The organism is Terrabacter ginsenosidimutans (assembly GCF_039539425.1).
Classification (GTDB): Bacteria; Actinomycetota; Actinomycetes; order Actinomycetales; family Dermatophilaceae; genus Terrabacter; species Terrabacter ginsenosidimutans.
Window position 1 is genome coordinate 78,565 of the sequence record NZ_BAABDC010000007.1, and the last position, 26,133, is coordinate 104,697.

The window sequence follows — 26,133 nt, forward strand, 5'->3', positions numbered from 1 at the left end:
ACGGTCGGTGCGACAGCCGGGAGACGGCCTACGCGATCGACCAGGTCCCCGAGAGCTCGCAGAGAGCTGTGGGGTCAGCGCGCCGGGATGACGAGCTGCTGACCGGCGTGGACCGCGGTGGTGCTGAGACTGTTGGCGACCTGGAGCTCGACGACGCCCTCGGCCGTCGTCAGCTCGGGCAGCTCGCGAGCGGCGACCCCCGAGAGCGTCTGCCCGGACTGCACCGTGACCGTGCGCGGCTCCCCCGTGGCCGAGGCCAGCTGGCCGGCCAACCCGACACCGAGGACGGCGACGACTGCCGCGACGAGCAGGGCCAGGACCACCCGACCGAACCGGGTCAGACGCAGGGGCGGCTGGGTGGCGCGCGCTGCCCGGGCCACCCCTGCCGCCTCAGGCCCGGTCGGCACGAGAACGAGACGGGGCCGTCCGGCCGACAGCGGCCGCTCGGACTCCTCGGTGTGCGGCTGGCGAACGGCCTCGAGGACGATGGCGCTCATGGTGACCTCCCCTTGCTCCTGAACTTGCGAACACATGTTCGATAGAACGTCTGTACGAGTTGTAGCACGTATGTTCGATGAAGTCGAGACACGCATCGAACAGGTGTTTGGCAACTGTGTTCGACCTGCGTAGTCTTTCCTCACACCACAGACCTCACCAGCCACCACTGACACTGGCCTCACATCCAGCGTCACGACGCGGTCTGAAGAGCCGACGAAGGGGACACCATGGGCGTGACCGAGCTTCCCGATCGCGACACCGGCGACGGTCTGACCGTCCGCCAGCGGCGGGTTCTCGAGGTCATCCGCAACTCCGTGGACCGCCGTGGCTACCCGCCGAGCATGCGTGAGATCGGCGACGCGGTCGGCCTGGCCAGCCCGTCCAGCGTCTCCCACCAGCTCAACGCGCTCGTCGCCAAGGGCTACCTCCGGCGTGACCCCAACCGTCCGCGCGCGCTCGAGGTCGTCTCGCCCGACGCGAAGGCGGAGGAGGTCGGCTACCGCGCGGGCGACGCGACGCCGCTGCGCCCGCGGGGCGACCAGTACGACACCGAGACCGACTCCGGCGATGCCCGCCCCGAGGCCTCCTACGTTCCCGTGCTCGGACAGATCGCGGCCGGCGTACCCATCACCGCCGAGGAGGTCGTCGAGGACGTGTTCCCGCTGCCCAAGCAGCTCGTCGGCGAGGGCGACCTCTTCCTGCTCAAGGTCACCGGCGACTCGATGATCGGCGCCGCGATCTGCGACGGCGACTGGGTCGTCGTGCGCCAGCAGCAGCATGCCGACAACGGCGACGTGGTCGCGGCGATGCTCGACAACGAGGCGACGGTCAAGACGTTCAAGCGCAAGGACGGCCACGTGTGGCTCATGCCGCACAACGACGACTTCTCCCCCATCGACGGCGACCACGCCACGATCCTCGGCAAGGTCACGGCGGTGCTGCGCCGCATCTGAGCCCTTCGGCTCCCCATCGACGACGTATGCCGTCGGCGCCCTCCGCGCCGACGGCATCGCCGTGTCCCGGGAGGCGTATCCGACGAGACGGCGAGAGACTCTGAACCGTGAGCCCTGCGAAGGAGACCGCCATGGCACCAGGCCGCACCCGGGACGTCGTGTTCACGTACCGCTACCTGCGGGGCGCGATGATCGCCCTGCTCCTCATGCTGCTGCTCTCGGTCGGCTACCAGTGGTGGTGGGAGACCGGCCACTCGTGCTGGCTCGGCTCGATCAGCGCGTACTACTACACACCGGCACGATCGGTCTTCGTCGGCTCGCTGTGCGCGCTCGGGGCCAGCCTCATCGCCTACAAGGGCCACTCGCCCGAGGAGGACGTGCTGCTCAACTTCTCGGGCTTCATGGCCTTCGTCGTCGCCATGGTCCCCACCGTGCCGGACGCCCGGTGCGGGCCGAACGCCTACACCCAGACCCCGGGCGAGATCGCCGCGGCCGTGCGCAACAACATCTGGTCGCTCGTCGTCGTCGCCGCCGTCGCCGCGCTGGTGGCCGCCTGGCTCAAGCGGGGCGCGATGACGCGCGACCCGTCCGAACGACCCACGGTGCGTTCCGTGGTCGTCTCCGTCGTCTGCGGCGCGGTGCTGCTCGGTGAGCTGACCCTCTTCCTCGCGCTGCGCGACCGCTTCATCGCGCTCAGCCACGGCGTCGCCGCGGGCACCATGGTGGCCGGGGTCATCGCCGTCATGGCCTTCAGCGCACTGCGCGCCGAGGAGCGCCACCGGGGCGCCGACGGCGGGGCTGTCTACAAGCGCACCTACATCGCGATCGCGGTGGCGCTCGCCGCGGCGCTCGGAGTGACGGTCCTCGCCGCCCTCACCGTCAAGGGGTTCGACCACCTCGTCCTCATCGCCGAGGTGATCATCATCGTGCTGTTCGCCGCCTACTGGGGCGTGCAGACCAAGGAGCTGTGGGACCTGCGCGCGAGCGACGGCGCCGACGGCACCGAGGCGCGGCAGACCCACTCCGTGGCCGAGTAGCCCTGCAGGACAGGGGCCGCCGACTCGACCGGACAGTGACCCCGCTCAGTGACCCCGCTCAGTGACCGAGCGCTTGACGCAGGTCCTCCAGGGTCGGGCCGAGGGGCGCGTGCAGACGTAGGCTCGCCTCGGCGTCACCGCGGGTGGCCGAACGCGTGACGATCGCGACCGGCACGTCGCGCTGGTGGGCCCGCCGGACGAAGCGGTAGCCGCTCATCACCGACAGCGACGAACCCAGCACGAGCACCGCCCCAGCGCCCTCGACGAGCGAGAAGCACTGCTCGACAAGCGCTTTGGGCACCGACTCGCCGAAGAAGACGACGTCGGGCTTGACGGTGTCGTGTCCGCAGACGAGACAGCGCGGCGCGTGGAAGGACTCGACGAGCGAGTCGGCGAGCACGATGTCACCATCGGGCCGGACCTGCTCGCCCCACTGCGAACCCACCGTCTGCGCCGCCTCGGCGAACCGCTCCATGAAGCCGGGGTTGGCCTCGGTCATCCTCTCGTGCAAGCCGATTCGCGTGGTGTACTCGCCGCAGGTGAGGCAGACGGCCCGGTCGAGCGACCCGTGGAGCTCGATGACGTCGGTGGCGCCCGAGGCCTGGTGCAGCCCGTCCACGTTCTGGGTGATGATCGGGCCCACGTAGCCCGCGCGCTGAAGGTCGGTGACGACGCGATGGCCCTCGTTGGGCTCGGCGGCGTTGAAGCGCTGCCACCCGATGTAGCTGCGCGCCCAGTAGCGCCGGCGCGCCTCGCTCGACCCTGCGAACTCGCCGTAGGTCATCGGCTCCACGCGACGGGTCCCGTCGGGCCCGCGGTAGTCCGGGATGCCCGACTCGGTGGAGAGCCCGGCGCCGGAGAGCACGACGACTCCGCCACCGCTGACGAGGTCCACGAGGTCGTCGAACGTGCCGAGGTCGTGCGTCTCGAGCGGCAGGGTGCGCGTGGTGGCGAGCCGGGTCGTGGCCGCCGACATGACTGTCGACGCGGCCGTCCCCTGCGGAGGTATGCCGTTCGGCTGCTGCACCCGGTCAGCCTACGTCGCCTGCCCCCGCCTCCCGGTCCCACGTCGTGGGTGTGACCGCACGGCGTCGCAGCTCCGCCTTGCGCACCTTGGCCGTGGGGGTGCGCGGCAGCTCGTCGACGATCTCGACGTAGCGCGGACGGGCGAAGCGCGGCAGGACGGAGTCGACGCGCTGGACGAGCTCCGCGCAGTCGAGGCTCGCGCCGGCAACGGGGACCACCGCGAGCATCACCTCGTCCTCGGTGCCGGCAGGGACCGAGGGCACGGCGTAGGCGGCCACCTCGGCCACCCCCGCCAGCGCCGCGACCGCGCTCTCGACCTCGAACGAGGAGATGTTCTCCCCGCGCCGCCGGATGCAGTCCTTGGTGCGGTCCACGAAGGTCACCCAGCCCTGCTCGTCCATCACCCCGGAGTCTCCGGTGTGGAACCACAGGCTGCGCCACGCCGCGACCGTCACCTCGGGCAAGCCGTGGTAGCCGGCCATGAACCCGAACGGCACCCGCGGGCGGACCATGATCTCCCCGACCGTGCCCCGCGGCACCGGCACGTCCGTGTCGGGGTCGCACACCTCCACCTCGAACCAGCGGTCCAGGACGAGGCCGGCGGTGCCGGGCCGCGACTGTCCCAGCCGGCCGTAGAGCGGGATGTTGACCTCCGTCATGCCGTATGCCGTCACGACCTCGGGCACGCCGAAGCGTTCCCGCCACGCGGCCTCGTGCGCGGGTGGGTTCGGCACGGGGCACACGACGCGGAGGCCGAGCTCGCCGTCGTCGGGCCGTGGGGGCTGGGCCATGACGAACTCGGACATCGAGCCGAGCAGGTTGGACACCGTGCAGCGGTGCTCGCGCACCTCACGGGTCCAGGCGCTCGCGCTGAAGCGAGGGCGCAGGACCGCACTCGCGCCGGCCAGGATCGTGGCCCCGAGCTGCATGAAGAGCCCGTTGGCGTGGAACAGGGGCATCGTCACGTAGTAGCGGTCTTCCGCCGTCAGGCCCAGCCCCTCGATGGTGCCCACGCCGAAGAGGACGCAGTGGGCGTGCGGCATGACGACGCCCTTCGACGGGCCGGTCGTCCCCGACGTGTACATGACGCAGGCCGTGTCGGCGGCGCGCGGCAACGGTCCCTCCCATTCCGGCTCCGACTGCCAACCCGTGAGGTCGACGATCTCCCGCCCGGCGGGGGACCCGAGGGCTGCGCGCACGGCACGCGCTCCTCCGGCATCGGCCACGACGAACCTTGCGCCGCAGTCGTCCAGCTGATGGGCGAGGAACGCACCCTCGAGGGCGGTGTTGACGGGCACGATGACGGCGCCGAGGCGGCCGAGTCCCAGCCACACCCGGACGAAGTCGAGCCCGCTGGCCAGCAGCACGGCCACGGCGTCGCCGCGCCGCACCCCGGCGGACGCCAGTCGCGAGGCCACCCGACGGGCATCACCGGCCGCTGCGGCATACGACAGCGAGCCTTCTCCGACGACGTGGACCAGCTCGCGACCACCGAGGGAGTCGGCCTGCTCCTCGAGCACGAGAGGGAGCACCCAGCGGGTCACGTCGTCATCGAACATGCTTGCCAGACAAACACTTTCATCCAACGATCCCGGTGTGTCGGGACGACACCGCGTGCGTCGTCATGTGGCCGCTGCACCCACGGCAGGGCCTGTCCCGCGGACTAGCGTGGGCCGCATGAGCCTGCGTGACACCTTCGGCACCGACGTCCTCGTCACCGGCTGGGGGCACACCCAGTTCGGCCGCCTCGACGACGAGACCCTGGAGAGCCTCGTCGTCAGCGCCGCGGGCGAGGCCCTGGAGTGCGCCGGGATCGAGCCCGGCCACGTCGACGAGATCGTGCTCGGCACGTTCAACTCGGGGATGTGGCCGCTCGGCTTCGCGTCGTCGCTCGCCCTCCAGCTCAGCGACGACCTCGCGAACGTGCCGGCGACACGCGTCGAGAACGCCTGCGCCTCCGGCTCCGCGGCCGTGCAGCAGGGCGTCAAGTCGCTCCTTGCCGGGACGGCGCGGACCGTCCTCGTCATCGGCGCCGAGAAGATGACGCACGCCCCTGCCGACGTCGTGGGCGCCGCGCTGCTCGGCGCGGACTACGAGCTGGCGGGACGCTCGTCGACGACGGGCTTCGCCGGGCTGTTCGCCGACGTCGCCCGGCACTACGAGAAGCACCATGGCCCCGTGGGCGACACGCTCGGCTCCATCGCCGCGAAGAACCACCGCAACGGTGTCCTCAACCCCTACGCACAGCTGCGCAAGGACCTCGGTGTGGACTTCTGCCGCACGGTCTCCGATCGCAACCCCATGGTCGCCGAGCCGCTGCGCCGCACCGACTGCTCCCCCGTGTCCGACGGCGCCGCGGCCCTCGTGCTCTCGACGCGCCGCACCGGGGGCCGCACCGACCCGGTGCGGCTTGCCGGTTTCGGTCACGCCAACGACTTCCTGCCCGCGGCCAAGCGCGACCCGCTCACCTTCGTGGGGACCGCGGCGGCCTGGCAGCGGGCGCTCGGCATGGCCCAGGTCGACACCTCCGACCTCGACCTCGTCGAGCTCCACGACTGCTTCACCATCGCGGAGCTCGTCGTCTACGAGGCGATCGGCCTCGCGCCGCGCGGCGAGGGGCACCGGCTCCTCGAGGACGGCACCGTGCACCGCGAAGGCCGACTGCCGGTCAACGTCTCCGGCGGCCTCAAGGCCAAGGGCCACCCCGTCGGCGCGACAGGGGTCTCGCAGCACGTGCTGGCCGCGATGCAGCTGTCGGGCACCGCCGGTGACATGCAGCTGCCCGCCGCGAGAAGAGCCGCCGTGCACAACATGGGTGGACTGGCGGTCGCCAACTACGTCAGCGTCCTGGAGTCGGTCTAGCCCCAGCTCCGCGGCGGTCCCCGCGCCATCCTGGGGTCGACGCGACATTCAGGATCGCGCCACTTCCATAATCACCGGTTATGATCGACCCATGATCGATGCTGCGGGCCTGCGGGTCATGAAGGCCATTGCCGACGAGGGAAGCTTCACGAGCGCCGCCAACGCGCTGGGCTTCACCCAGCCGGCCATCTCCCAGATGGTCCGACGCCTGGAGCAGCGCACGGGGACCGTTCTCGTCGAGCGCTACGGCCGGCAGGTCCGCCTCACGGAGGCCGGCCAGGTACTGGCCCGTCACGCCGTCGGAGTCCTCGCCGCGCTCGACGCGGCCGAGGAGGAGATCACCGCCATCGCCGGGCTGCGCGCCGGGCGCGTCCGTCTGCAGGCCTTCCCCAGCTCGTCGGCGACACTCGTGCCGAGGACGCTCGCCATCCTCAAGGCCCGCCATCCCGACATCACCGTCACCTTCACCGAGGCCGAGCCGCCGGAGTCGCTCGCGGCCCTGCGCAACGGCGACTGCGACGTCGCCGTCGCCTTCGCCTACGAGGGCGGCGATCTCGGGGAGCTCGAGGAGGACCTCTCCCTGCTCGTCACCCGCCGCCTCATGGACGACGAGGTGCGGCTCGTCGTGCCTGCCGGTCACCCCCACGCCGGTGACAAGGCCGCGACGCTCGGCGACTTCTCGGGCGAGGAGTGGATCGCCGGCTGTCCCCGCTGCCGCGGCCATCTGCTCTCGCTCGCCGACACCGCGGGCTTCCGGCCCAACGTCGCCTTCGAGACCGAGGACTACGTCGCCCAGCTCGGGCTCGTCACGGCCGGGCTCGGGGTCGCCCTCGTTCCTGACCTCATCCTCAACGCCGCCAAGCACGACGAGGTCGCGACGCTGCCGCTCTCTCCGGCGTCGCGGCGCCAGATCCTCGCCGTCACCACCCCCGACCTCCTGCGGGTCCCCGCCGTCGCCGCGGCGCTGGACGCGCTCTGCGAGGCCGCCGGTGCCGACCCCAAGGTCTCCCCCGCCCAGCTCGTCGCCGCGAAGGGCTGACGGCCCCGGCGCGTACCGACGCGTACCGGCGCGTACCGGCGCGTACCGGCGCGTACGGGCGCGCGGCCGCCACCCGGCATACGGTGGCCTCATGGGTGACCGTGAGCGCATCTCCTACCTGCCCGTTCCCGAGCGCGGCGACGTCCCCGAGGGCGTGAGCCGCCTGTGGGACAAGGCGCAGGAGGCCTTCGGCTTCGTGCCCAACGTCTTCCGTGCCCAAGCGGTCAACGGGGACCAGTTCCTCGCGTGGTGGGGCTACTTCAACCTCCTCGTCAACAAGGAGGGCCACCTGAGCAACGCGGACCGGGAGCTGCTGGCCGTCGTCGTCAGCAGCGTCAACCGGTGCACGTACTGCGAGGTGAGCCACGGCGCCGCCCTCCGGGAGTACTCCGGTGATCCTGTGACCGCCGACCTCGTCGCCTCGAACTGGCGCCAGGCCGGGCTCGGTGAGCGGGAGCACGCGATGGCCTCGTACGCCGAGAGGCTGACGCTCCATCCCGCCGAGGTCACCGAGACCGACCTCGAGCCGCTCCGCGCCGTCGGGCTCGACGACCACCAGGTCGTCGAGCTCGTGCAGGTCGTGGGGATGTTCAACCTCACCAACCGCGTGTCGACAGCGCTCGGTCTCGTCCCGAACCCGGAGTACCACTCCAGCGGCCGAGCGACCTCATGAGCCGGGTCGCACTGTCCGCCCCGGGGCCGTCAGCCCTGCAGGCCGGGCTCGAGGTGGCCGCCGAGGGCGGGAACGCGGTCGACGCGGCCATCACGGCGTCCCTGTCCGCCATGAGCACGGAGCCCGGCGTCGTCAGCCTGATGGGCGGCGCCTTCGTCAACGTGTGGCTCGCCGGCGCCGACCCGGTCATCATCGACGGCAACGTCGAGATGCCCGGGCGCGGGCTCGACCCGTCCGCCTTCGGCCGTGGCGTGCGGCAGGTCCCCACCGACTACGGCGGCGGGGTGACGATCGGCGCTGGACACGCCGCGGTCGCGAACTCCGGTGCCGTGCAGGCACTCTCGGTCGCCAGGGACCGCTTCGGACTGGTGCCCTGGCGGCGCCTCGTCGAGCCGTCTGCCCGGGCCTGCCGCGAGGGCTACCGGATCGGTGCGCCCGCCGCCCTCTACCTCGGTCTCGTCCGCGACACCCTCTTCGGCGGCGACGCCGAGGCTCACGCCCTGGTGACGGGGGCCGACGGCGGCCCTCTCGAGCCGGGCGAGACGTCCCTCAACCTCGACCTCGCCGACATCCTGGACCTGTTGGCAGCACAAGGGGTCTCACTCTTCACGACCGGCGCCGTGGGTCGTGTGCTCGTCGAGGACATGGCGGCGAACGGGGGCCTCGTGACGCAGGCCGACCTCACGGCATACCAGGCGATCGTGCGCGCGCCGACGATGCGGACCGTGGGGTCATGGGAGATCGCCCTCAACCCACCGCCATCCGTGGGCGGCCCGATGCTCGCGGCGATGCTGGGCCAGCTCGCACGCCACGAGGCCTGGACGTGGGCCGAGGTCATCGAGATCCAACGCCGAGTCCTCGCCTACCGGCTGTCCGTTCACGACCAGTCCCGCGACCTCGACGCCGATGGCCACGCCCTCCTCGAGGCGGTGGAGCGACACGGACTCGCGGGCCTGCCGACCTCGGCGTCCACTGCTCACGTCTCTGCCGTCGACGAGCACGGGAACTCCTGCGCCATCACGATGTCCTGCGGATACGGCGCCGGCATGGTGATCCCCGGCACCGGCATCCTGCTCAACAACGCGCTGGGTGAGCCCGAGCTCAACCGGCTCGGCGTCCACGCCGTGGCGCCCGGCACGCGCCTCGCGTCCAACATGGCGCCGACGACCGGACGGAGCGCCTCCGGCACCGCGCTCGCCGTCGGATCGCCCGGCGCCGACCGCATCACCACCGCCCTCATGCAGGTGCTCGGTCGCGGACTCCTGCGAGGCGACGACCTCCAGCACTCGATCGACGCACCACGCTTGCACGTCCGGTTCATGGACGACGGCTCCCCACGCGTCGAGCACGAGCCGTCGGACGACATCGCAGCCGCGATAGACGCCAGCGGCCTGCCGGCGCACCGCTTCCCCGGACCGCACATGTACTTCGGTGGGGTCGGAGCGGCGGTGCTCGGTCCGGACGGGCTCGTGGCCGCGGGGGACGCGCGACGCGAGGCCGCCGTGGGGGTATCTCCATAGGAGGTGCACGGCGGCGCCCCATCCGGCGCGCGCGTGGCACCGAACCATCTCGCGTCGACCCCCAACGAGAGGCCACCCCGATGACCATGACCGACGACCGCCCCGACGCTCCCGCCCCCTCCGCGGCGTCCTCCCGTCCGAACGGCATCGCCGCTCGGCTGGCGGCCGTCGTCGAACCCCTCTTCGGTGGCCGGCTGCCCGTGCGCCTCAAGGCGTGGGACGGCTCGGTCGCCGGCCCCACCGACGCGCCGACCGTCGTCCTGCGCGACCCTGCCGCCCTCCGCCGGCTCGTGCGCCATCCCGGCGAGCTGGGGCTGGCCCAGGCCTACGTCACCGGCGAGCTCGACGTCGAGGGTGACCTGCTCGACGGGTTCCGCCGCGTGTGGTCGACGGCGCGTGACCTCTCCGGTGGGCGCCCGTCGGCCGGCACCGTCGCGGCGGTGGCGAAGAACGGAATCCGGACGGCCTTCGACCTCGGTGTCGTCAAGCTGCCCCCCGAGCCGCCCGCGTCGCAGGCCCGGCTGCGCGGTCGCCTGCACACCAAGACCCGCGACCGCAGCGCCATCGAGCACCACTACAACCTCTCCAACGACTTCTACTCCCTCATCCTCGACCCGCACATGGCCTACTCCTGCGGCTACTGGACGAGCACCGAGCCCGGCTACACCGTCGAGGACGCGCAGCGCGACAAGCTCGACCTCGTCTGCCGCAAGCTCGGCATCGAGCCCGGCGGACGTCACCTCGACATCGGCTGCGGCTGGGGCTCGCTCTCACTGCACGCAGCCGAGAAGTTCGGGGCGCAGGTCGTCGGCGTGACGATCTCGAGCGAGCAGAAGGCGTTCATCGACGACCGCATCCGGGAGCGAGGCCTGCAGGACCGGGTCGAGATCCGGCTGCAGGACTATCGCGAGGTGCCCGACGGGCCGTTCGACACGATCTCCTCGATCGAGATGGGTGAGCATGTCGGTCAGAGGAACTACCCGACCTTCACCGGCCAGATCCACCGGCTGCTCCGGCCGGGCGGTCGAGCGCTCATCCAGCAGATGTCACGGACGACGCGCCCCGGCGGCGGCCCGTTCATCGAGGCCTTCATCGCGCCCGACATGCACATGCGTCCCGTCGGCGAGAATGTCGACCTCATCGAGCAGGCAGGACTCGAGGTCCGCGACGTCCACGCGATGCGCGAGCACTACGTGTGGACCGTGAACGCCTGGTACGACACGTTCGAGGCCAACTGGGACCGCGTCGTCGCCATGGTCGGCGAGGAGGTCGGGCGCGTCTGGAGGCTCTACCTCGTGGGGGGCGCGCTCGCCTTCGAGGAGGGACGCATGGGCGTGGACCAGATCCTTGCCGTCAAGCCCACGACCGACGGACGAAGCGGTATGCCGCCCGTCCGGGCCTGGTGAGCGACGTGTCATCGGTCTGGACGACCGTCGCCCCCGCCGTGCTGCCGACTGCCGACGCCGTGGGCTTCGACGGCGCCGCCTTCGGGCGCACGCTGGCGCTCACGGCCCTCGCCGTGGTCGTCGTCCTCGGCATCACCTTCGCCGTGGCCGTGCGCGTCGGCAAGCAGGCCGTCATCGACGTGACGTGGGGCCTGGGCTTCGTCGCCATCGCCATCACGGCGTTCGCCACGAGCGGCGGCCACGGTGACGCGCTCCGACGCTGGGTCGCGCTCGTCCTCACGGCCGTGTGGGGTCTGCGGCTCGCCGCCCACATCTTCAGCCGGTCGCGTGGCAAGGGCGAGGACCCGCGCTACGAGGCGATGCTCAAGCGGGCCGACGGCAACCCGAACGTCTACGCGCTGCTGCACATCTACCTCCCACAGGGCGTCATCATGTGGTTCGTCTCGCTCCCCGTGCAGATCGCGATGTTCGTCGAGGGCGGCCTCGGCTGGGTCCTGTGGCTCGGCGTGGTCGTCTGGGCTGTCGGCTTCTTCTTCGAGTCCGTGGGCGACCTGCAGCTGACCCGCTTCCGCAACGACCCGTTGAACAAGGGGACGGTGCTCGACACGGGTCTGTGGCGCTACACCCGGCACCCGAACTACTTCGGAGACGCCGCCGTCTGGACGGGGCTCTTCCTCGTCGCGGCGAGCGCCTGGCCGGGAGTGCTGACGATCCTGTCGCCCGCCGTCATGGTGTGGAACCTCTACGGAGGCACCGGCAAGAAGCTGCTCGAGAAGGACATCGGTGACCGTCGACCGGACTACGCCGACTACGTGCGACGCACGAGCGGCTTCTTCCCGTGGCCGCCGAAGCCTGCCGACCCGTCCGCGAAGCGGGACTGACGACGCCGGCCGGTCGCCGGAGAGGTCGGGGATGATGGGCCCCATGCGCCCCGCTCTCGCCGACCTCCTCGACCTCCAGCCGCACCCCGAGGGTGGCTGGTACCGACAGACGTGGGTCTCCCCTGCGACCGTGTCCCTCACGGACGGTCGGGTGCGGGCCACTGCGACCCTCATCCACTTCCTGCTGCCCGCCGGAGCGTCCTCCGCCTGGCACCGCGTCGCCTCGGACGAGGTCTGGCTCGCGCACACCGGCACGGTCACGCTCGAGCTCGGCGGCGACGGTGCGCAGCCTGCGGCGGAAGGGATGGCCGAGCCCGTGCTGCTCGGCCTCGACCTCGCGGCGGGTCAGGTGGCCCAGGCCGTCGTGCCGGCCCACGTCTGGCAACGCACCGTGCCGGGACCGGCCGACGCCCTCGTCAGCTGTCTGGTCTCGCCGGGATTCGACTTCGAGGACTTCCAGCTCGTCGGCGCGAGCGGCGGTGAGAAGGGCGTCCAGGGCGGTGGCGAGGGCGGTGCCGAGGACGGCGGCGAGGACGAGGTCCAGCGCGCGCCGGCCGGCCCCGAGGACCTGCCGGTCGACCCGTCGGAGCCGGTCAACCCTGCCTGAGGCTCCCGCCGGCGGCACCCCCTCACCGGCCCACGGCCCGCACCTCCTCACCGTCGGTGACCACGGCGACGTCACCCTCGAGGTCAGTGCGGTGAACCTCGAACCCCCTGTCCTGCAAGGCCTTCATCGTCGCCGGCGCCGGGTGGCCGTAGTCGTTGTCCTCGCCGACGCTGATCAGCGCGAGCCGTCCGTCGACATGGTCGAGGAGGCGGTCGTCCCGGTTGCTCGACCCGTGGTGCGCCACCTTGAGCACGTCGACACGTCCCCAGCGCTCCGGGTCGCGCTCGGACTCCTGCAGCACCTGCCCGGCGGCCTCCCGCTCGATGTCGCCCGCGAGCAGGACGGTCACCCCGCGCACGTGCATGGTCAGGACCACGGATCCGTTGTTGGGCACGGACCCTGCCTCGATTCGACGCGCCGGCCACCACACGTCGGCACTGACCGAACCCACCGTGAGGCGCTGACCGGCGCGTAGCTCGCCCATCGGCACCCTCGCGGCGGCGGCCAACGTCGCGACGCGGTTCGCCTCGGCGGGCGGGTCGAGCACGGGCGACGCACGGATCTCGGCGACCGGTCTCTCGAGGACTGCGGCCAGACCGCCGACGTGGTCGGCGTGGTAGTGCGTCAGTACGACGAGGTCGACGGCGGTCACCCCGAGCCGGTCGAGGCAGTCGCGCATGGGCTCAGGGTCAGGTCCGGCGTCGATGACGACGACGTGCCCGTCACCGTTGTCGGCCACCAGGCCGTCTCCCTGACCGACGTCGCACGCAACCAGGGCCCAGCCCGGTGGGGGCCAGGCGATCGGGGCTGTCGGCAGTCCCAGGCCGGCAGTGAGCACGACGACGGCCGCGGCCACCGTGGGCCGGTGCCGGCTCCGGTGCCAGGCCCAGGGTGCAGTGGCGATGACACCGGCGGTGAGGACCGCGAGCAGGACGGCGGCGCCGGCGGAGTCGCCCCAGCCGATGCTGCCGAAGGGCATGCCTGCGGACCATCGGGCCACTGCCGCGATGGCCATGGCCGGGAACGCGGCGACCCACGCGAGCCATCCCGCCCCGGGGACCCAGACGACGGAGACGAGCGCGACGACCACACCGACGACGGTCGTCGGTGCGACGAAGGGCGCAGCCAGCAGGTTGGCCAGGACCGCGACCAGCGACACGCTGCCCTGGAGAGGCACCACCAGCGGGGCACAGACCGCCTGCGCGGCGATCGGGATGGCGAGGACCGGGCCGAACGGCTTCAGCGGTCCCGGCAACCGCCGCGACATGGTGCGACCCCACGGCTGGGCCAGCACCAGCAGTCCGAGAGTGGCCACGGTCGACAGCGCGAAGCCGTAGGAGCGAGCCAGCCACGGATCCCACACGAGCAGCACCGCGACCGCAGCGGCGAGAGCAGGCACACCCGCCCGACGTCGCGAGGTCGACAGGGCCAGCAGTCCCACGAGTCCCATGACGGCTGCTCTCACGACGCTGGGCTCGGGCCGGGCCAGCACCACGAAGCCGACCAGCCCCAACGCCGCCAACGGTGGCCGCCACCGTCGTGGGACGCCGACGACCCCGCAGAGCCAGAGGACGGCCGCCAGCACGAAGGTCACGTTGCTGCCCGACACGGCACTGAGGTGGCTGAGCCCCGTCGCGAGCATGACCGCGGTCAGGTCGGGTGGAGTCTGCGACGTGTCGCCCACGACGAGCGCCGGGACCAGGCCCCGGGCGTCGGGCCACAGCGAGGAGGTCGCGGCCCGGAAGCGGTCACGCACGACGTCTGCAGCCTCGAAGATCCCGCCCGGCCCAGCGACGACACGTACCGGACCCTTAGGCGTCGCCACTGCCACGACGTCGTCGCCGGGCTCGGCGGGACCCAGCCTCACGACCAGCTGCACGTGGTCGTGCCAGTGCAACGCCGACCAGGCTGGCCCGCGTCCGATGACGAGCACCGGTGTGCTGACACTCGTCGTGCGGCCGCGGCCGGACACTTGCGTCACGTCGAGTCGGACCACCGTGACCGGGGCAGCCGCGGGACGTTCACCGGTTGCAGGGCCGGAGCGGTGCACCGGCCGCGGTTCCGCCGCGACCGTGGCATCGAGCGAGACCACGGCTCGCTCGGACGCGAGGTCGCCCACCGGGCCTGCCGTCCGCGCTGCGCGGTGACCGGCCGCCGCACCGAGCAGCAGGCCCAGCACCGCACAGCCGGCGGCGACGGCACGCAGGCCCGGATGTCCGGCCCGGGGGTCGTGACGTCCGGCTCCTCGGGCCCACCGGGCCCACCGGGCCAGCCGGCCGGCCGCAGACCACCGGGTCCCGCGCGCGCCGGCGACGCCCGTCAGCACGCCCGACGCCAGCGCCGCGAGCGCCGCCGTGGCCACGAGCCAGACCGGCGCGACGAGGCCCCAGAACGCGACGACCGGCCACGCCAGCACCACGGGCAACAGCAGGCGCAGGTCGAGGCGGAGGGAGGACCGCGGCCGGACCCGGCGCACGGTCTCGCGGCCGGTCAGCACCACGAGAGAGGGGCCGCGCGGCCTCTGCTCACGCTCCCTGCGCGGCGGCGACGTCGATGCTGTCACAGCGTCACCTTCGGCCGCAGCTGCGTCATGAGCTTGTCACCGATGCCGCTGACCTCCCCGAGCTCGTCCACCGAGGTGAACCGGCCGTGCTCGGTGCGCCAGTCGATGATGCGCTGCGCGAGCACCGGCCCCACGCCGGGAAGCGAGTCGAGCGCCGCCGCGTCGGCGGCGTTGAGGCTCACCGGAGCCCCCGGGGCGGCGGAGGAGCCGGATACACCGGCCCCGCCTGCGGCACCTGGCGCGCCACCCGCGGCTGGGCCCGCGCCGGGCCCCGGAGCCTCACCCGGCTTCGTCACGCGGATCTGCTCACCGTCGACGACGAGCCGCGCGAGGTTGACGGCGGCGAGGTCGGCACCGGGACGTGTGCCTCCGGCTGCAGAGATCGCGTCGGCCACCCGGGCTCCTTGCCGCAGCCGGACGAGGCCCGGTCTCAGCACCTGCCCGACGACGTGCACGACCACCTCGCCACCGGCCGTCGGCGCCGCCGCTCCCGAGCCCGGTGCACCTCCCGAAGCGGTGCCGGTGCTCGTTCTCGAGCCGGTGGGAGCGCCCGAGCGAGCCGGCGCCGCATCGGTGGCCGCAGCACCACCGACGAGCTGGACGGATCTCGCCGGGCCGGGCGCCACGACGGGAACCGACGCCGACCGCTCGGCCCACAGCACGCGCAGCACGAACGCACACCCGACCGCGACGACGAGGGCGAGCAGCGACACGACCGCCGCGCTGCTCACGGCGCGTCGTCCGGTGCGCAGCTCGTCGGGGACGGTCAGCACTCCCGGCCGGCGGGCTCGGCGCAGGTCGGCATCGAGGCGCGCCACCTCGTCGTCCCCGGTTGCCCGCTGCGTCAGCCGCCGCACGGCCGAGGTGACCGACCCCACCACCTCGGCCGGGCCCGGGCTCGCGCCGACGCCCGTGTCAGTCCTCGTGTGGCCCCCGTCCTCCGCCGGAGCGCGAGGCACCCAACCACCTCTCTCGGTCTCGACCCCCGGGAGCGGGTCCTCCCCGGCCGAGGGCCGTCTCGACCCGCTCCGATCCGCGCGAGCCCCGAGGACCCGGGCCACCCGCTCGAGGTCAGGAGGTCTCTGGGAAGGTCGGAACGGCATACCCCGACGGTAGGAAGCCGCGCACCCAGGAGACCGCGGCCGCGCGCCCGCTGGGGACAACGTCCGACCTCGCCGCGGGGATGTGGACGGTCACTGCCCGAGACGCGCCGCGCGTCGATTCACTCCCCCGCCCCCGGCTGGTCCAGACTGCTCCAATGGCCCGGCACATCATGACCCTCACCTGCGACGACCGACCCGGAATCGTGGCCGCGGTGTCCGCTGCGCTGCTCGCGGTCTCGGCCAACATCGTCGAGAACCAGCAGTACTCCGACGAGGACACCGATCTCTTCTTCATGCGCACCGTCTTCGACGCGGAGCCGCACGAGGTCGAGCAGGTCCTGACCGCGGTGCGCGACAGCCCCGCCATCGCGCACCACCACCTCGCGGCACGACCCGAGGACGAGCACTGCCGCACGCTCATTCTCGTCAGCAAGTTCGACCACTGCCTCCTCGACCTGCTCTACCGGTGGAAGTCCGGGGACCTGCCCATCGACATCGTCGGCGTCGTCAGCAACCACGAGGACTGCCGCAGCCTCGTCGAGTACTACGGTCTCCCCTTCACCGTCATCCCGGTGACCCGCGACACCAAGGCCGACGCGGAGGCCGAGCTGCTCCGCCTCGTCGACGCAGAGGACGTCGGGCTGGTGGTCCTCGCCCGCTACATGCAGATCCTCAGTGACGACCTGTGTCGCGCCCTCGAGGGACGTGCCATCAACATCCACCACTCGTTCCTGCCGGGTTTCAAGGGCGCGAAGCCCTACCACCAGGCGCATGACCGAGGCGTGAAGCTCATTGGGGCATCGGCACATTACGTCACGGCCGACCTCGACGAGGGGCCGATCATCGAACAGGACGTCGTGCGCGTCACCCATGCCGAGTCGCCCGAACGGCTTGTCGCCATCGGGCGTGACGTCGAGCGGCGCGTGCTGTCCCGCGCGGTGCGCGACCACGCCGAGTCCCGCATCTTCCTCTCGGGGCGTCGCACCATCGTCTTCTGATGCGCCGACCTCTGGCCGTATGCCGTGTGCCGCGGGGCGCTGACCGTGCACCGGTCGTCGGGTGGCCGACCGACCAACCTGGTGGCGGCGCGCGATCGGTAGCGTGCTGACATGGCCGAGTCGCGGTTCGTCCTCGGGGACCCGCACTTCGGGCGGTTCACCCGGGCACCGGAGGAGAACGACGCGGCAGTCGCGGCCGCACGTGCCCGGCTCACGTCCGCTGTCGAGGCGGTCCCCGGCGACGACGCGGGCGGCGCCGTGCTCGACGCCGCCGTCGACCTCGCCGAGGCCCTCACCGTCGCGGGGCGCGAGAACGAGGCCATCGCGCTCGTCGCTCCAGCGGTTCGCCTCGCCCGGGAGACCCGCCGCGACGAGACCCTCCGCTGGTCCCTTCTCGTGCTTGCGACGGCGGAGCACTACGCCGACCGGGTTGCCGACGCCGAGCCCCACTTCCGCGAGGCGCTCGGTCTCGCGCGCCTGTCGGGCGACCGGGTCCTCGAGCACTACACGTTGCACCACCTGGGCAGGTTCCTCGTCGACACCGGCCGCACCGCCGAGGCGGTCTCGTGCTTCGAGGCGTGCCTCGTGATTCGTCAGGAGCTCGGCGAGCCGCGGGCAGAGACGACCCGCGCGGCCCTCGCCGCCCTGCGCGTGCCTGAATGACGGCTCAGGGCAGGTGCCGCTGACGCCACCACCCGACCACGTTGTTCTTGTGGCGGCCGAGAATGAGCAGCCCGATTCCCATGAGCCACAGGCCGGTCCAGACGTCGCCTGGTGCGTGGCCGGTCCAGATGAGGACAGCGACGACGATCATGGCCAGCGCCCCGAAGATGGATCCCGCAGCGACCCAGCGGGTGAGCAGGACGGCGACCGCGAAGACGACGACCACCACGAGCGCGACCCAGGGGTGCACCCCGAGGATGGCTCCCAGTGTCGTCGCGACACCCTTGCCACCACGCCCCTTCAGGAAGGGCGACCAGATGTGCCCGAGCACGGCGGCGATCCCGACGGCGTATGCCGCGTGCGCACCGAAGAGATGACCTGCGACGAACGTCGGGACGAGTCCCTTGAGGACGTCGAGCACGCCGACGACGACCCCCCACTTGCGACCCAGGACGCGACCTGCGTTGGTCGCACCGGGGTTGCCCGACCCTGACGACGCGAGGTCCTTGCCGAGCAGGCGCGCGATCATCGTCGCCGGGTTGAGCGAACCGATGAGGAAGGCCGCGAGCAACCCTCCGGCCCAGGCGAGGACGCTACCGGCGTTCACGACCCGGAGGCCTCACCCAGCGCCGGGGTCTCGGGCAACGGCTCGTCGGGGTGCGGCGACACGGCGATGGCGACCGTGCCTGGGCCGACGTGCGCGCCGACGACCGCCCCCAGCTCGACGACGAGGACCTCGGGCGAGCCCGGCACCATGGTCCGCAGCTGACCCGCGATCTGCTCCGCCCGATCCTGGGCGTCGAGGTGGTGGACCGCGATGTCGACGACGTGCCCGCCCTTGGCGACCTGCTCGACGACCATCGCCTCGATGCGCGCCACGGCGCGCGACGACGTGCGGACCTTCTCGACGGGCACGATGCGTCCGCCGCGGACGGCAAGGATCGGCTTGATCGCCAGTGCCGAGCCGAGCAGGGCCGAGGCCGCCCCGATGCGCCCACCGCGTCGCAGGTGCTCCAGGGTGTCGACGTAGAAGAGGACGCCGGATGGTCCGAGCCGCGAACGGACGAGCTCGAGAACGGCTGGTACGTCCGCTCCCCCGGCGGCCGACTCGGCGGCGGCGACCACCGCGAACCCCATCGCCATGCCGATGGTCTCGCTGTCGACGACCTCGACCGGCACGGGCGCCTCGGCCGCCGCGAGCTGAGCCGCCTCGAAGGTCCCCGACATCTGCGACGACAGGTGGATCGAGACGATCGCCGTCGCCCCCTCGTCGGCCAGACGCTGGTAGGTCTCGGCAAAGACCTGGGGCGTCGGCCGCGACGTCGTGACGATGGTGTAGTCGCGCAGGGCCGCAGCGACCTGGGCTGCCGAGATGTCCTGACCCTCGACGTGGTCGCGACCCCCGACCACGACGTGGAGCGGGACGACCTCGATGCCGTGCTGCTCGACGACCCCGCCGGGAAGGTAGGCCGTCGAGTCGGTGACGATCCTCGTGGTCACGTCCCGATCCTTCCGTCGTCGTCGGTCAGCACGGCCCCAGCCTCGCGTCACAGGGGAACGACGTTGACCAGCTTCGGTGCCCGCACGATGACCGTCCGGATGCCGCCCTCGGTTGCCGCCCTCACCTTGTCACGGCCGAGCGCCAGCTCGCGCAGGTCGTCCTCGGAGATGTCCGGGCTCACCTCGACCCGGTCGCGGACCTTGCCCTTGATCTGGATGACGCAGGTGACCTGCTCCTCCACGATCTTGGCGGGATCGCTCACGGGGAACGCGGCATACGCGACCCCGTCGTCGTGACCGAGGCGCTGCCACATCTCCTCGGCGATGTGCGGGGCGACCGGCGCGAGCATGAGCACCATCGCCTCGACGGCCTCACGCGGTGGGGCGTCGAGCTTGGTCACGGCGTTGTTGAGCTCGATGAGCTTGGCGATGGCCGTGTTGAAGCGCAGGCCCTCGAAGTCGTCACGGACGCCGGCGATCGTCTGGTGCAGCTGCGTCGTCAGGGCCTGGTCGAGGGGCGCGTCGACGACCCGCACCTGCCCGGTCGTCTCGTCGACGACGTTGCGCCACAGGCGCTGCAGGAAACGCTGGCTGCCCACGACCGCGCGGATCTCCCACGGCTTGCTCAGCTCGAGCGGGCCCATCGACATCTCGTAGACGCGGAAGGTGTCCGCGCCGTAGGCGTCGTACATCTCGTCCGGGCTGACCGAGTTCTTCAGCGACTTCCCGATCTTGCCGTACTCACGGTTGACGGGCTGCCCCCGCCACGTGAACGTCGGCTCGGCGCCGTGGCTGCCCGGGTGCTCCTCGACCTCGGAGGCAGTGACGTACTGGCCGCGGCTGTCGGTGTAGGCGTAAGCCTGGATGTAGCCCTGCGAGAAGTACTTCCGGAACGGCTCCTCGCTGCTCACGTGCCCGAGGTCGAAGAGGACCTTGTGCCAGAAGCGTGCATAGAGCAGGTGCAGCACCGCGTGCTCGACGCCGCCGACGTAGAGGTCGATGCCGCCGGGGTCCAGGGTTCCGGCGCGGGAGCCCTCGACCGGGGTGTCGTGGCGGCCCAGCCAGTACGCCTCGTTCGCCGGGTCGACGAAGGCGTCGTGGTTCGCCGGGTCGAGGTAACGCAGGTAGTACCAGCACGAACCAGCCCAGTTGGGCATCGTGTTCGTCTCGCGCCGGAACTTCCGCAGGCCGCGGCCGTCTCCGAGGTCCTTCTCGACCTCGACCCACTCCGGGACCCGGCTGAGCGGCGGCTCGGGGCTGCTCTGCGCGTCGTTCGGGTCGAAGGTCTTGGGGCTGTAGTCCGGCACGTCGGGAAGGGTCAGCGGCAGCTCGTCGTCGGGGACGGCATACGCGACCCCGTCCTCGTCGAACATGATGGGGAACGGCTCGCCCCAGTAGCGCTGGCGGCTGAAGAGCCAGTCGCGGATGCGGTAGCTGATCGTCCCCTCGCCGATGCCCTCCGCCTCGAGGAAGTCGATGATCTTCGCCTTGGCCTCCTCGACGTGCAGGCCGTCGAGGGAGATGCGCTCGTTGGTGCTGTTGATGGCGACGCCGTCGCCGAGGAACGGCTCGTCGTCCGGGTGACCCTCGGCCGGCTGGACGGTGCGGACGATCGGGATGTCGAACTTCTCGGCGAACTCCCAGTCGCGAGTGTCCTGCCCGGGGACGGCCATGATCGCTCCGGTGCCGTAGCCCATCAGGACGTAGTCGGCCACGAAGACCGGGATGCGCTCTCCCGTCAGGGGATTCGTCGCCCACGAACCGGTGAAGACACCAGTCTTGTCCTTGCCCTCGGTCTGGCGCTCGACGTCACCCTTGCGCGACGCCGCCAGCTGGTATGCCGCAACGGCCTCCTTCGGGGTCGCCGTCGCGTCGGCGTCCGCACCCTTCCAGGCGTCCTTGGTCCCATCGGGCCAGTCGCCCTGCGGCACCAGGGACTCCACGAGCGGGTGCTCGGGCGCGATGACCATGAACGTTGCGCCGAAGATGGTGTCGGGCCGCGTCGTGAAGACGTCGATGCCGTCCTCCTCGCCCGTGCCCGTGACGACGGGGAAGGTGACCCGGGCGCCCTTGGACCGGCCGATCCAGTTGCGCTGCATGAGCTTGACCTTCTCGGGCCAGTCGACCCCGTCGAGGTCGTCGGCCAGGCGGTCGGCGTACGCCGTGATGCGCATCTTCCACTGGCTGAGGTTGCGACGGAACACCGGGAAGTTGCCGCGCTCTGAGCGGCCCTCGTTGGTGACCTCCTCGTTGGAGAGCACCGTGCCCAGGCCAGGACACCAGTTGACCGGGGCCTCGGAGGTGTAGGCGAGCCGGTGGCCCTCGAGGACCTTCGCGCGCTCGGTCGCGGACAGGTCGGCCCACCCACGGCCGTCGGCGTCGACGACCGCGCGCCGGCCGGACTCGAACTCCTCCACCAGCTCGCTGATGGGGCGTGCCTTGCCCAGGCCGCCGTCCTCGCGCACCGCGTCGGCGTCGTACCAGGCGTCCCAGATCTGCAGGAAGACCCACTGCGTCCAGCGGTAGTAGTCGTCGTCGATCGTCGCGAACGTGCGGCGGTTGTCGAAGCCCAGGCCGAGGCGGCGCAGCTGGCGCTTCATGTTCGTCATGTTCTCCTCGGTGGTCTTCCGAGGGTGCTGCCCGGTCTGGACGGCGAACTGCTCCGCGGGCAGGCCGAACGCGTCGTAGCCCAGGGCGTGCAGGACGTTCTTGCCGAGCATCCGGTGGAAGCGGCTGTAGACGTCGGTGGCGATGTAGCCCAGGGGGTGACCGACGTGCAGCCCGACGCCCGAGGGGTAGGGGAACATGTCGAGGACGATGAGCTTGTCACCGCGCGCGGCCACCTTCTCGGGCTCGGCCCAGGGACCGGCCGGGTTCGGGGCGTTGAAGGTGCCCTCCTCCTCCCAGCGGTCCTGCCAGGCGGTCTCGATCTGCTGCGCCATCGCCGCGGTGTAGCGGAACGGGGTGTCGTTGCTCTGCTCGCTCATGTCGTCTCTCTCGTCGCTGCTCGGTCTGGGCAAAAGAAAACCCCTCGCACAGGAGGGGGAGCCGCGTTGATGTCGGGAGTCCCGACCTTCGTCAACGCGGCTGCGGAAGGAGCAGCAGGCCAGCCATGGCCCAAGGTTAGCGCAGCCCCCACCCACACCCCCGTCGAGTGGTCCCGCCGTCCCCCCAGCCCGACCCCACCCCAGTCGAGTGAGCGCCCCACCTCAGCCGAGTGAGCGCCCCGCCCCAGTCATCGGGCCAAGCCTCTCTGGATCGCCTGGTCGATCGCATGCTGGGAGAAGAACCTCGTGCCGACCTCCTCGAGGTGCAGGTCGTCGACCGGCACTCTCAGGCTCCAAGCCATCCTCTCGACGAGCTCTCGTCGCGGGCCATCGCCGGTGACGTCCGATCGCCAGATCTCCTGCACCGTCCAGCCGTCATCCTCGAAGCCACGACGTCGGGCCGCGTCGTGCTCTCGTTGCTCGCGCGACGTGTGGAACTTCTCGCCCTGGTACTCGCCGATGACCTTGATGGGCGGCTCCCCGCGTCGCTCGATGCGCCACACCAGGTCGCCGAAGCCCAGAAGACGCCCCGATCCGTCAGCCGCATGCACAGGCTGGTTCAGCATCGGCTCAGGCAGACCTGAACGGACGAACAAGATCCGTGTGACCGTTTCCATGGGTGATGCGGAGCCGAAGCGGATCAACCCGAGCACTTCGTGAAGGGTTCGTTTGGCACGCGGTCGCACCCGACGACCGAGCGCGATACGCAGTGGCGCAACGGCGCCGAGCCGCGTCGCACACGCATCCCCGAGGATCACGAGATCGTCGAGTCCGACCGGCTTCCCCCGTCCGACCAGCCCCCCCAGGTCCACCCAGGTGTCGGCGGGACCCACGACGCGTAGGCCGTGGATGTCGACCATCTCGCGGGGCGGTGGAAGCGGTGGCCCACCACGCCCTCGATCCGCGTCTGAGCATGCGCGATCGGACGGACGGCGTGAAGGCGAACGTCCTCCGTCACGGCATACGACAACGGAAGACCCAACAGCTGCGCCGCAGTCACGTGGGAGAACGCGCTGAGTGGAGGGAGCACCGCGAAAGCGGCACGGCAGCGAGTGACGAGCGCTTCGTCAGCGACGGGACCTGGAATCTGGAGTCTCAGCATCCGTTCACTCTGGGCAGGCACACATTTGCGTGACGCCATGCCGTCGTTCCTGTGGGGGACGCGGCTCGAACAGGGAGGGGTGTGGACAAGCGCTCGCTCGACTGGGTCGGGGCGCTCACTCGAGGGTCAGCGGAACAGGGCCACGACGATGAGCACCTGGGCCACGTGGTAGGTCACGATGACCGTCAGCGGCGCCCATCGCCGCTCGTGGACGAAGCGGTCGTGACCCAGCACCGCGTCGGACGCGACGAAGACCGCACATCCGCCCAGCAGCATCCAGTCGCCCTTCCACGCCGCGACGAGCACGAGCGCGCTGATGACGAGCTGGTAGACGAAGACCGGCACGCGCTGTGCGCCGGCGTGGCGCACGATGTCGCGCCCGACCTTCGCGTGGAGGAGCACGAGGGCCGGCACGGCGGCGACCAGCGGCCAGGGAAAGCCGTCGACGCCGGGCGTCTCGAGGATCGCCCAGATGTACGCGACATGGGCGAGGAGGAAGGCGCCGAGCCCGACGAGGAACCGCGTCTCCGTGGCCCGCAGGAGTGCGACGTCGCCGACGAGGCAGCAGGCGAGGGCCACGATGACCGGCAGCAGGGGCGGCGAGCCCGGCACCCACCCCTCCCAGTGGAGGGACCAGGCGAGCCCCATCAGCAGCAGCACGACGAGGGGCTTGGTCAGGCGTTCGACGACGTCGTCGCCACGCAGCACCGAGCGCCAGTTGATGAGGACGGTCACGCCGAGCGCCACGCTGATAACCCACAGATGGGTGGTCACGACGACAGGTTCCCAGCCGGCGCCCAGTTCGGCGGCACAGACACGCAGCGCGGGCCCACCACCTGTCGAGACGAATCGGCGAACGTCCAGTTGTCTGCCAGACTCGTCCAATGCCCATGCGCAAGTTCCAGCACACGGTCACCGCCGACGACACCTCCTCACGTCTCGGCAGCGGCGACCTCGACGTCCTCGCGACACCCCGTCTGATCACGTGGTGCGAGAACGCCGCCTTCCAGGTCTGCAAGCAGACGATCGACGCGGACCACACGACGGTCGGCACGACCGTGAAGCTCGAGCACGTGAAGGGCAGCGCGGTCGGCTCCGAGATCACCGTCCTGTGCGCCGAGCCGATCAACGACGGACGTCGCCTCGTGTGCCACGTGACCGTCAAGGACTCCGAGGGCGAGGAGATCGCCAAGGGCGAGATCCATCGTGCGGTCGTCGACCCCGACCGCTTCATGAGCAAGTGCCAGCGAGTGCTCTGAGCCACCTTCGGAGCCACCTCCCAGCCGCGGTTGCCACGATGACTGCGTGACGCTCGGACTGCTCGGCGCCCTCCTGGCCGCACTCGCCTACGGCGCGGGCACGGTGCTCCAGGCCGTCGGCGTCCGGCGGGCCGGTGCGCTGCCCGCCGGGACCCCGGTGTCCGGGCGCGTGCGGGCCGGGTGGCCGTATGCCGTGGGGCTCGCGCTCGACGCAGTCGGCTTCCTCGCGTCGGTCGCTGCGCTGCGCACCCTGCCCCTCTTCCTCGTCGAGTCGGCCGTCGCTTCATCGGTCGCGGTGACCGCGGTGCTGTCCGTCGTCGTGCTCCACGTCCGGCTCGGAGCCGGCGAGGTCGTGGCCCTCATCGCAGTCGGCGCAGGCCTGACCGGTCTCGCCCTCGCGGCCGCCGAGGGGCCGGCGGTCCAGCCGGGGGCGGCCACGTCGTGGTGGCTGCTCGCAGCCGCTGTCCTCGTGGCAGTGCTCCTCGGCCTCGGGATCGTCGACGCCGACCGTCGTCGCGGCGCCGTCCTGCTGAGCGTCGCCGCCGGTCTCGGATTCGGTGGCGTCGGGGTGGCGGCCCGTCTGCTCGAGGTCCCCTCGCCCGTCTGGAAGCTCGCCGCGAGCGGGCTCGCCTGGGCACTCGTCGGGCACGCGGCGCTCGCCACCGTCGCCTACGGCCTGGCGCTGGCCCGAGGCCGGGTCACGACGGTCGCTGCGCTCACCTTCGCCACCGAGACGGTCGTGCCCGCGGCCGTCGGGCTGGTGGCGCTCGGCGACCGGGTCGCAGCCGGCCGAGCGCCTCTGGCCGCCGTCGCCTTCGTCGCCACGCTGGCCGGGTGCATCGCCTTGGCCGGCCGCTCCGAACCGACCGACATCCACCCCGCCCACACCCCTCCGGGCGCAGGCCCGGCCGAAGACGGCCCAGGTGCCTCACCGGCTCGGCAGGACGCTTCCCGCGACCGTGATGCCGGCTCACCGACGCCGCAGGCGCTCGATCTCTTCCTCGATCTGCTCATCGGTCGGCTCGTCGACGACGTAGGCGTCCACGGCGTTCGCCACGAGCCCGATGCCCCAGCCGGCGATGATGAAGACGGGCCAGAAGAAGCCCGACCCCGTCATGGCCCAGATGAGGACGAACATGGCGTTGATGAGCGTGTAGAGGAGCAGGTGGGTGCGGAAGTCGGCCTTCTTCTTCAGCCGCCGGAGCGCTCTGCCGCGCAGCTCGTCCTCCGGGACGGTGCGGTCGACAGTCGGGTCGGGCGCATCAGGTTGGGGTACGACCGGGATCTGGTTCGCGGTCATGGTGCTCACCGCTCCTTCGCGGGCCGCCGTGCGGCGGGCCCACACGGCTCCCTACCTCCAGTGTAGGTCGACCGCCCTGAGGCGACGGGGAGACGT

The 26,133-nt window shown here is 71.5% G+C and carries 23 protein-coding genes; 13 read left to right on the top strand and 10 right to left on the bottom strand.

Annotation, left to right across the window (positions count from 1 at the left end; translation table 11 throughout):
* Positions 1–74 precede the first annotated feature (74 nt).
* Positions 75–497, bottom strand: coding sequence for a LysM peptidoglycan-binding domain-containing protein (locus tag ABD831_RS17985; RefSeq protein ID WP_344949868.1), 423 nt, complete (start codon positions 495–497; stop codon positions 75–77).
* Between the two features lie 228 nt (positions 498–725).
* Between ABD831_RS17985 and lexA the strand changes: the two genes are divergently transcribed.
* Both lexA and ABD831_RS17995 read left to right on the top strand, forming a co-directional pair.
* Entirely contained in the window at positions 726–1,451 is a 726-nt protein-coding gene (lexA, locus tag ABD831_RS17990) for a transcriptional repressor LexA (RefSeq protein ID WP_344949871.1), read from the top strand.
* Between the two features lie 107 nt (positions 1,452–1,558).
* Entirely contained in the window at positions 1,559–2,488 is a 930-nt protein-coding gene (locus tag ABD831_RS17995) for a hypothetical protein (protein WP_344949874.1), read from the top strand.
* Between the two features lie 58 nt (positions 2,489–2,546).
* Here the strand turns inward: ABD831_RS17995 and ABD831_RS18000 are convergent, their stop codons facing one another.
* On the bottom strand, positions 2,547–3,515 hold the full coding sequence (locus ABD831_RS18000) for a Sir2 family NAD-dependent protein deacetylase (protein WP_142180084.1): 969 nt from the start codon (positions 3,513–3,515) through the stop codon (positions 2,547–2,549).
* A 4-nt stretch (positions 3,516–3,519) separates the two neighbouring features.
* Positions 3,520–5,073 (bottom strand): AMP-binding protein, encoded by a 1,554-nt coding sequence (locus tag ABD831_RS18005; RefSeq protein ID WP_344949879.1) that lies wholly within the window; start codon positions 5,071–5,073, stop codon positions 3,520–3,522.
* Between the two features lie 118 nt (positions 5,074–5,191).
* Here ABD831_RS18005 and ABD831_RS18010 point away from each other — a divergent pair, with 118 nt between their 5' ends.
* The 7 genes from ABD831_RS18010 (at position 5,192) to ABD831_RS18040 (ending at position 12,502) form a co-directional block, all read left to right on the top strand.
* Positions 5,192–6,376, top strand: coding sequence for an acetyl-CoA acetyltransferase (locus ABD831_RS18010; RefSeq protein ID WP_344949881.1), 1,185 nt, complete (start codon positions 5,192–5,194; stop codon positions 6,374–6,376).
* A 91-nt stretch (positions 6,377–6,467) separates the two neighbouring features.
* On the top strand, positions 6,468–7,415 hold the full coding sequence (locus ABD831_RS18015) for a LysR substrate-binding domain-containing protein (RefSeq protein ID WP_142180081.1): 948 nt from the start codon (positions 6,468–6,470) through the stop codon (positions 7,413–7,415).
* Positions 7,416–7,506: 91 nt separating this feature from the next.
* Positions 7,507–8,088, top strand: coding sequence for a peroxidase-related enzyme (locus ABD831_RS18020; RefSeq protein ID WP_344949884.1), 582 nt, complete (start codon positions 7,507–7,509; stop codon positions 8,086–8,088).
* Positions 8,085–9,608, top strand: a complete 1,524-nt coding sequence (locus ABD831_RS18025; RefSeq protein ID WP_344949887.1) for a gamma-glutamyltransferase — start codon at positions 8,085–8,087, stop codon at positions 9,606–9,608. Before ABD831_RS18020 ends, ABD831_RS18025 begins: the two co-directional genes overlap by 4 nt.
* 80 nt (positions 9,609–9,688) lie before the next feature.
* Positions 9,689–11,014, top strand: a complete 1,326-nt coding sequence (locus tag ABD831_RS18030; protein WP_425582849.1) for a class I SAM-dependent methyltransferase — start codon at positions 9,689–9,691, stop codon at positions 11,012–11,014.
* Positions 11,015–11,019: 5 nt separating this feature from the next.
* Positions 11,020–11,895, top strand: coding sequence for a DUF1295 domain-containing protein (locus tag ABD831_RS18035; protein WP_344949891.1), 876 nt, complete (start codon positions 11,020–11,022; stop codon positions 11,893–11,895).
* 43 nt (positions 11,896–11,938) lie between these two features.
* Positions 11,939–12,502 (top strand): cupin domain-containing protein, encoded by a 564-nt coding sequence (locus ABD831_RS18040; RefSeq protein ID WP_344949894.1) that lies wholly within the window; start codon positions 11,939–11,941, stop codon positions 12,500–12,502.
* Positions 12,503–12,524: 22 nt separating this feature from the next.
* Here the strand turns inward: ABD831_RS18040 and ABD831_RS18045 are convergent, their stop codons facing one another.
* Both ABD831_RS18045 and ABD831_RS18050 read right to left on the bottom strand, forming a co-directional pair.
* A complete protein-coding gene (locus tag ABD831_RS18045; RefSeq protein ID WP_344949897.1) occupies positions 12,525–15,065 on the bottom strand; it encodes a ComEC/Rec2 family competence protein in 2,541 nt (846 codons plus the stop codon).
* Entirely contained in the window at positions 15,062–16,024 is a 963-nt protein-coding gene (locus ABD831_RS18050; RefSeq protein WP_344949900.1) for a ComEA family DNA-binding protein, read from the bottom strand. Before ABD831_RS18050 ends, ABD831_RS18045 begins: the two co-directional genes overlap by 4 nt.
* 299 nt (positions 16,025–16,323) lie before the next feature.
* On the opposite strand from ABD831_RS18050, the gene purU reads away from it, so the two are divergent.
* Positions 16,324–17,166, top strand: a complete 843-nt coding sequence (gene purU / locus ABD831_RS18055; protein ID WP_142180076.1) for a formyltetrahydrofolate deformylase — start codon at positions 16,324–16,326, stop codon at positions 17,164–17,166.
* 111 nt (positions 17,167–17,277) lie between these two features.
* The gene (locus tag ABD831_RS18060; protein ID WP_344949907.1) at positions 17,278–17,829 is read left to right on the top strand and encodes a tetratricopeptide repeat protein; all 552 of its coding nucleotides are present in this window, start codon (positions 17,278–17,280) and stop codon (positions 17,827–17,829) included.
* Between the two features lie 4 nt (positions 17,830–17,833).
* Here the strand turns inward: ABD831_RS18060 and plsY are convergent, their stop codons facing one another.
* The 5 genes from plsY to ABD831_RS18085 all read right to left on the bottom strand — a co-directional run bounded on the left by plsY (position 17,834) and on the right by ABD831_RS18085 (position 24,252).
* On the bottom strand, positions 17,834–18,436 hold the full coding sequence (plsY, locus tag ABD831_RS18065) for a glycerol-3-phosphate 1-O-acyltransferase PlsY (RefSeq protein ID WP_344949910.1): 603 nt from the start codon (positions 18,434–18,436) through the stop codon (positions 17,834–17,836).
* Entirely contained in the window at positions 18,433–19,329 is an 897-nt protein-coding gene (locus ABD831_RS18070) for a DegV family protein (protein ID WP_344949913.1), read from the bottom strand. Before ABD831_RS18070 ends, plsY begins: the two co-directional genes overlap by 4 nt.
* 47 nt (positions 19,330–19,376) lie before the next feature.
* On the bottom strand, positions 19,377–22,316 hold the full coding sequence (leuS, locus tag ABD831_RS18075; protein WP_344949916.1) for a leucine--tRNA ligase: 2,940 nt from the start codon (positions 22,314–22,316) through the stop codon (positions 19,377–19,379).
* Positions 22,317–22,564: 248 nt separating this feature from the next.
* Entirely contained in the window at positions 22,565–23,236 is a 672-nt protein-coding gene (locus tag ABD831_RS18080) for a hypothetical protein (RefSeq protein WP_344949919.1), read from the bottom strand.
* 368 nt (positions 23,237–23,604) lie between these two features.
* The gene (locus ABD831_RS18085; protein WP_344949922.1) at positions 23,605–24,252 is read right to left on the bottom strand and encodes a lysoplasmalogenase; all 648 of its coding nucleotides are present in this window, start codon (positions 24,250–24,252) and stop codon (positions 23,605–23,607) included.
* A gap of 110 nt (positions 24,253–24,362) precedes the next feature.
* On the opposite strand from ABD831_RS18085, the gene ABD831_RS18090 reads away from it, so the two are divergent.
* On the top strand, positions 24,363–24,737 hold the full coding sequence (locus tag ABD831_RS18090; protein WP_142180069.1) for a thioesterase, FlK family: 375 nt from the start codon (positions 24,363–24,365) through the stop codon (positions 24,735–24,737).
* Positions 24,738–24,783: 46 nt separating this feature from the next.
* Positions 24,784–26,103, top strand: a complete 1,320-nt coding sequence (locus ABD831_RS22285) for a hypothetical protein (protein ID WP_425582850.1) — start codon at positions 24,784–24,786, stop codon at positions 26,101–26,103.
* Positions 26,104–26,133 lie beyond the last annotated feature (30 nt).

What these genes read in the sequence shown, in the direction of transcription:
- ABD831_RS17985 (WP_344949868.1), bottom strand. Translation starts at nt 497, where the DNA reads ATGAGCGCCATCGTCCTCGAGGCCGTTCGCCAGCCGCACACCGAGGAG.
- lexA (WP_344949871.1), top strand. Translation starts at nt 726, where the DNA reads ATGGGCGTGACCGAGCTTCCCGATCGCGACACCGGCGACGGTCTGACC.
- ABD831_RS18005 (WP_344949879.1), bottom strand. Translation starts at nt 5,073, where the DNA reads ATGTTCGATGACGACGTGACCCGCTGGGTGCTCCCTCTCGTGCTCGAG.
- ABD831_RS18010 (WP_344949881.1), top strand. Translation starts at nt 5,192, where the DNA reads ATGAGCCTGCGTGACACCTTCGGCACCGACGTCCTCGTCACCGGCTGG.
- ABD831_RS18015 (WP_142180081.1), top strand. Translation starts at nt 6,468, where the DNA reads ATGATCGATGCTGCGGGCCTGCGGGTCATGAAGGCCATTGCCGACGAG.
- ABD831_RS18020 (WP_344949884.1), top strand. Translation starts at nt 7,507, where the DNA reads ATGGGTGACCGTGAGCGCATCTCCTACCTGCCCGTTCCCGAGCGCGGC.
- ABD831_RS18025 (WP_344949887.1), top strand. Translation starts at nt 8,085, where the DNA reads ATGAGCCGGGTCGCACTGTCCGCCCCGGGGCCGTCAGCCCTGCAGGCC.
- ABD831_RS18030 (WP_425582849.1), top strand. Translation starts at nt 9,689, where the DNA reads ATGACCATGACCGACGACCGCCCCGACGCTCCCGCCCCCTCCGCGGCG.
- ABD831_RS18040 (WP_344949894.1), top strand. Translation starts at nt 11,939, where the DNA reads ATGCGCCCCGCTCTCGCCGACCTCCTCGACCTCCAGCCGCACCCCGAG.
- purU (WP_142180076.1), top strand. Translation starts at nt 16,324, where the DNA reads ATGGCCCGGCACATCATGACCCTCACCTGCGACGACCGACCCGGAATC.
- ABD831_RS18060 (WP_344949907.1), top strand. Translation starts at nt 17,278, where the DNA reads ATGGCCGAGTCGCGGTTCGTCCTCGGGGACCCGCACTTCGGGCGGTTC.
- leuS (WP_344949916.1), bottom strand. Translation starts at nt 22,316, where the DNA reads ATGAGCGAGCAGAGCAACGACACCCCGTTCCGCTACACCGCGGCGATG.
- ABD831_RS18080 (WP_344949919.1), bottom strand. Translation starts at nt 23,236, where the DNA reads ATGGTCGACATCCACGGCCTACGCGTCGTGGGTCCCGCCGACACCTGG.
- ABD831_RS18090 (WP_142180069.1), top strand. Translation starts at nt 24,363, where the DNA reads ATGCCCATGCGCAAGTTCCAGCACACGGTCACCGCCGACGACACCTCC.